Source organism: Candidatus Accumulibacter aalborgensis, assembly GCF_900089955.1.
GTDB lineage: Bacteria > Pseudomonadota > Gammaproteobacteria > Burkholderiales > Rhodocyclaceae > Accumulibacter > Accumulibacter aalborgensis.
In genome coordinates, this window is record NZ_FLQX01000076.1 from 1 (window position 1) to 1,443 (window position 1,443).

The window sequence follows — 1,443 nt, forward strand, 5'->3', positions numbered from 1 at the left end:
CTGCGGGCTACGCTGCAAAACTGTCGACGCCAGATTTCTACGGAATGACGACGCCGTTAACACTCCCGAGACGGCGAAGACTACACGACGCTTCGGGATGCGTTCATCGACGTGTCGTTTGGGCTGAACCAACTTGGCCTGCTCGCCCCTGCATTCCGGGACCAGCCCCGGATTCCTCACACGGCGAGCGGCAAGCCAAGAACAGAGGCCCACAAGCAGCTTTTGGTCGATCAGATCGTGATCGACTTCCATTGGCTCCATTGCCGGCAAGAGAAAGTCATCCCGCGCTGGGCCGAACTTGAGACCCTTCTCTCGCACACCACGCGATTTGACGCCGACGCGATCAGTGAGCGGATCGCCACTCGCAAATGGTCGAAGGCATTTCGTGCTGACGAACTGCTTCAGCTTACCAGTCGGCAGCAATATCAGCTTGTGCAACTGCGAACGGAAGATCGGAAAGATGAATATCGCCAGATCGTAGAGGGGATTCGACAGCCGGCTGGAGCGGGCGGGCCAAGTCGCGTGCCTGCTCTCATCGTGCCGATCCGCAAGGCCATCAATGAGTGGGCAGAGCGGTCCCATCAAATCCGCGGCCACGAAGCCATCTATCAGGCGCTGTGGGTCGCCAGGACGCTGCTTGGCACCAATGCACTGACCAAACACGTCGCGGAACTGGCCGCTCTGCAATGCGGAGTCATGCCGCTCTCGCCGCGGACCATTGCCGACAAGCTGAAGCAGCTTGATCTCACTCTCATGAAAGCCGGGATCGCGGGGGGTAGTGCGGGGGGTAGCGCGGGGGGTAGCGCGGGGCGTATGTAGGGAGATGATACCGGGTATCAAGTGGGCTGCACGGGGGGTAGACGGAGTACATGACGACGGAACGCATGAATAATTCTCAATTGTTTCAATGCATTAGCACAGCCTGACCTCTGTTGCCGTGGCTATAGAGATGTAATGAAGCAAATTACGTAGAGAGATAAATACTCTTCTTTACAATGCGGTTGCGCCTGCGGCGCTGGTGCCCCCCCTTCGGGGGATGCACCAAGTCGTTTAATTTCCTATTCCATCGCAGAACTCAGTTGCCGTTGGTTTGGTAAACGTTCCTACGTTCAGTGTATGGTTCCATTCAGAACATCGGCTGCGCCTCTGTTCTGCCTGTCGGGAGGGAAATACAGACCATCCTCGGGATGAGGAATCTGGCTGGCAAACATTCCAGTCGGCTCCCGAACAGCGGCTGCGCCGCCGTTCTCCACGCCGGAGTGAGAATGAGAGTCAAGTTCGGGAAGGGAACAAACCGTACGCTTGAGAAGCCCGCGTCGGCACGGCGGCTTCGCCGCCACTCGCCGCGGAATGAAGATCAAAGCCGTCCTCGGTGAGGAGAGTTGTTACGTCCTCCCCTGGCCAAGGTCTAAGGGCTCCAAATATCCCGCGTACGGTCGGGAA

General features: G+C 57.9%; 1 protein-coding gene. It reads left to right on the forward strand.

Annotated elements, in window-relative coordinates; genetic code table 11:
* Positions 1-111: 111 nt before the first annotated feature.
* Positions 112-819 (forward strand): hypothetical protein, encoded by a 708-nt coding sequence (locus ACCAA_RS04725; RefSeq protein ID WP_186406087.1) that lies wholly within the window; start codon positions 112-114, stop codon positions 817-819.
* Positions 820-1,443: the final 624 nt, after the last annotated feature.